We start from the raw sequence: 3,290 nt of genomic DNA, 5'->3' as shown, positions 1-3,290 counted from the left end.
GCCTACGACCTCACCACCGGCAGGCAACTCTGGCAGGCGCGGCTTCCGGCGGGCGGGCAGGCGACGCCGATGACCTACACGGTGGCCGACGGCCGCCAGTTCGTCGTCATCGTCGCCGGCGGCCACGGCTCGGTCGGCACCAAGCCGGGTGACTATGTGATGGCCTACACGCTGCCCAAGTGAGGGGACGCGTCGGGCTTCAAAGCCCGAGATGGCCCCGCAGGCTGGGTACCTGGTCCAGCACCTGGTTGGTGAGATCGGGGCCGGCGGCGGCTTCGGCCTGCTTGATTAAGGTCTCGCCCGCCTGCTGGATCTGCGCCATGTCGAGGCCGGACGCTTTAAGCGCCGCGATGCCGTTGATCAGCGCGCCGGCCTTCTCGCCGAGCACGCCGCCAAGCGCCCCTTGCAGCGACGACAGGAGGCCGCCGCCCGAATTGGCCGCGCCGGCGGCCATCACGTCATATTTCTGGGCCAGCGCGTCGGCGCCAGGGATCTGGGCGAAGAAAGACGAAACGCTGGTGCCTTCCGCCTCGTGCTCGAGCACCGAAAAGATGGTGCCGACGACCTTCTCGGTGGTGGGCTCGTCGAGGCCGGCTTTCGAGGAAACGGTGTTGATGATGTCCTGGACATTCATGGCATTCCCCTTTTCGTCATTCGTATCGGCAAGGCGGCTCCGGCAATTTCTCGTCCCAATGTGACAGCACCATCAAGCCTTTCGGAAATGACCAAAATGTGATGAATCAGGCTGGCTCCCCGGCGCACCGCTCCGCCAGGAATCCCTCGCAGGATCGTCACCCCGGCGTGACTGGACCCTGCAGCTCTCGACCCTATCTTGCGGATCACCCGCCTGAAGCGCGCCATGTCGAAAATGGATTCCCGTGTCGCGCTTTGGGTTGTTGCTTGATGCATGTCGTTGTCCCAAAACCGCTGCGCATTTTGGGCGACATGCACTTCGTCGAGGACAGCCATGACAGAACCCGTTGCCAAGCCCGTCATCACTCAGGCGATGATCGACGCCTATGACGAATACACGCATCTGACGCTCGACCGGCGCCGCTTCATGGAGCAGCTGACGAGGCTGGCGGGCTCGGGCGCCGCGGCAGCGGCGATCGCGCCGATGCTCGCTGCCAATTCCGCCAAGGCGGCGATCGTCGCCGAGGACGACAGCCGCGTTAAGGGCGAGGAGATCACCTATCCGGGCTCGAGCGGCGAGATGAAAGCCTATCTGGTCAAGCCGGCCGATCAGTCGGGCAAGCTCGGCACCGTCATCGTTATCCATGAGAACAGAGGGCTCAACCCGCATATCCGCGATGTCGCCCGGCGTGTGGCTCTGGAAGGGTTCGTGGCGCTCGCGCCGGACTTCCTGTCGCCGCTAGGCGGCACGCCTTCCGACGAGGATAAGGCGCGCGACATGTTCACCAAGCTCGACCCCGCCCAGGTCGCGGCCGACGGCGTGGCGACGGTTGCCTACCTCAAGAGCCTCAAGGACGGCAACGGCAAGGTCGGTGCGGTCGGCTTCTGCTGGGGCGGCGGCGCGGTGAACCAGCTTGCCGTCCATGCGCCCGATCTCAGCGCCGGCGTCGCTTATTACGGCATGCAGCCCAAGGCGGAGGATGCCGCGAAGATCAAGGCGCCGCTGCTCCTTCACTATGCCGGTCTCGATAGCCGTACCAATGCCGGCATCGACGCCTACAAGAAAGAGCTCGATGCCGCGCATGTCGAATACAAGGTCTATGTCTATGAAGGCGCCAACCACGCCTTCAACAACGACACCTCGGCCGCGCGCTATGATAAGAAAGCCGCCGATCTCGCCTGGGGCCGGACGGTGGCGTTTCTCAAAGAGAAGCTCGCCTAGTCAAACAGTTCAGGTATTTGCTGCCGGCTTATGCATGGCAACGCCCGCGATGACCAGCGCAAGGCCGATGCAGTCGATGACGCTCGGCACCTGGCGCAGCACGACGATTCCGATCAGCGTTGCCGTGAGCGGCAGGAGCGAGAGCATCAGCGCGAAGCTCGCGCGCGGCAGCCTCGCCATGGCGAGCTGATCGCAGATATAAGGGATGACCGAGGAGCAGAGGCCGACGCCTATCGCAGCGACAAGCAGTTGCGGCGACGAGAAGGCGGGCAGCGCCTCGCGGAAGCCGATGGGCAACACGACGAGGAACGCGATCGCCATGGCGGCACCGAGGCCGGCAATGGCGAGGCCTGCCTGGGCGACGCGATGGCCGATCACGATATAGCCGACGAACAGAGCGCCGTTGAGAAAGGCCCAGAACAGGCCGAGTGGATCGCTCGACCATTTCACGTCGATAAGCAGCAAGGTGCCGATGACCGCGACAGCCAGCGCGGCAAAATTGCGCCGGCTGCGCAGGCCGACCAGCGCGACCCCGATCGTGCCGACGAATTCGATCGCCGCCACCAGCGAGATCGGCAGGCGGTCGAGCGCCAGATAGAACGAGCAGTTCATCACCGCCAGACAGGCGCCGAAGGCCAGCAAAAGCAGTCGCTGAGCGCGGTCGGCGCGCGCAAAGACGCGCCAGGGCCTGGTCAAAGGAGCGAAGATGAGAGCGGCGGTGGCAATGCGCAGCCAGGCCATGCCGAGCACGCCGACCTGGTCAAAAAGCAGCACCGCGAAAGCCGGTCCGAGATAGTGGAACACGGCGCTGACGCAGAACCAGACATGCGGCGGCAGCGCGTTGGCCAATCCGCCGCCGAGGGCAACGATAGGGCGCTGGGCGTCGGTTCTGCCGGCGGCCTGGTTTGCAGCTGGAGTTTGCGTTTGGTTGGTCATGCGCGCATTATCGCAGGCGAAATGCATGCCTCACATCTCTGATCAGCGGCCTGTTTGATTTTCTGACTTCCAATGGAAGACAAAAAAATTGAAAAACCTTCGAAATGAAGACGCCGAGCTGGATGCCGTGGACCTGAAGATCCTGCGGCTCCTGGAAAAGGACGCGCGCACCAGAACGGCGGAACTGGCGCGCGCGGTCGGACTGTCGGCGCCGAGCGTGGCGGAGCGCATCCGCAAGCTGCAGGAGAACGGTGTGATCGAGGCCTATACGGTCAGGATCAACCCGGCCGCGCTCGGCATGAAACTGTCGGCCTGGCTGAGGATCAGGCCGGTCCCGGGACAGCTTTCCGTCATGGCGGATATCATTCGCGAGCTGCCGGAGATCGCGCAATGCGACCGGGTCACCGGCGAGGACTGCTTCATCGCGCTGGCACATGTCGGCTCGGTGAGCGAGCTCGAGCGGGTGATCGACCGGATCATCCCTTACGCAATGACCAAC

Annotated in this window: 6 protein-coding genes; 3 read left to right on the top strand and 3 right to left on the bottom strand. The window is 64.1% G+C overall.

Annotated elements, in window-relative coordinates; all coding sequences use genetic code 11:
* Nucleotides 1-183, top strand: a 183-nt coding sequence (locus EOA28_RS29795) for a hypothetical protein (protein ID WP_148670932.1), incomplete at its 5' end; no start/stop codon positions are given.
* A 16-nt stretch (nt 184-199) separates the two neighbouring features.
* Here EOA28_RS29795 and EOA28_RS29790 read toward each other — a convergent pair.
* Both EOA28_RS29790 and EOA28_RS29785 read right to left on the bottom strand, forming a co-directional pair.
* Nucleotides 200-634, bottom strand: a complete 435-nt coding sequence (locus EOA28_RS29790; RefSeq protein WP_127252662.1) for a hypothetical protein — start codon at nt 632-634, stop codon at nt 200-202.
* A complete protein-coding gene (locus EOA28_RS29785; protein ID WP_127252663.1) occupies nt 631-969 on the bottom strand; it encodes a hypothetical protein in 339 nt (112 codons plus the stop codon). Before EOA28_RS29785 ends, EOA28_RS29790 begins: the two co-directional genes overlap by 4 nt.
* Between EOA28_RS29785 and EOA28_RS29780 the strand changes: the two genes are divergently transcribed.
* Nucleotides 968-1,855, top strand: coding sequence for a dienelactone hydrolase family protein (locus EOA28_RS29780; RefSeq protein ID WP_127252664.1), 888 nt, complete (start codon nt 968-970; stop codon nt 1,853-1,855). The genes EOA28_RS29785 and EOA28_RS29780 overlap by 2 nt on opposite strands.
* Before the next feature lie 9 nt (nt 1,856-1,864).
* Here EOA28_RS29780 and EOA28_RS29775 read toward each other — a convergent pair whose 3' ends face one another.
* Complete coding sequence (locus tag EOA28_RS29775; protein ID WP_127252665.1) at nt 1,865-2,791, bottom strand: DMT family transporter; 927 nt, start codon at nt 2,789-2,791, stop codon at nt 1,865-1,867.
* Between the two features lie 88 nt (nt 2,792-2,879).
* On the opposite strand from EOA28_RS29775, the gene EOA28_RS29770 reads away from it, so the two are divergent.
* Nucleotides 2,880-3,290, top strand: a 411-nt coding sequence (locus tag EOA28_RS29770; protein WP_148670931.1) for an Lrp/AsnC family transcriptional regulator, incomplete at its 3' end; no start/stop codon positions are given.

The organism is Mesorhizobium sp. M2A.F.Ca.ET.067.02.1.1 (assembly GCF_004023285.1).
Classification (GTDB): Bacteria; Pseudomonadota; Alphaproteobacteria; order Rhizobiales; family Rhizobiaceae; genus Mesorhizobium.
The sequence above is the reverse complement of the archived record's forward strand: the minus strand, read 5'-3'. Positions and strand labels throughout refer to the sequence as shown.

Coding starts and splice junctions, on each gene's coding strand:
- EOA28_RS29790 (WP_127252662.1), bottom strand. CDS start 634: ATGAATGTCCAGGACATCATCAACACCGTTTCCTCGAAAGCCGGCCTC.
- EOA28_RS29780 (WP_127252664.1), top strand. CDS start 968: ATGACAGAACCCGTTGCCAAGCCCGTCATCACTCAGGCGATGATCGAC.
- EOA28_RS29785 (WP_127252663.1), bottom strand. CDS start 969: ATGGCTGTCCTCGACGAAGTGCATGTCGCCCAAAATGCGCAGCGGTTT.
- EOA28_RS29775 (WP_127252665.1), bottom strand. CDS start 2,791: ATGACCAACCAAACGCAAACTCCAGCTGCAAACCAGGCCGCCGGCAGA.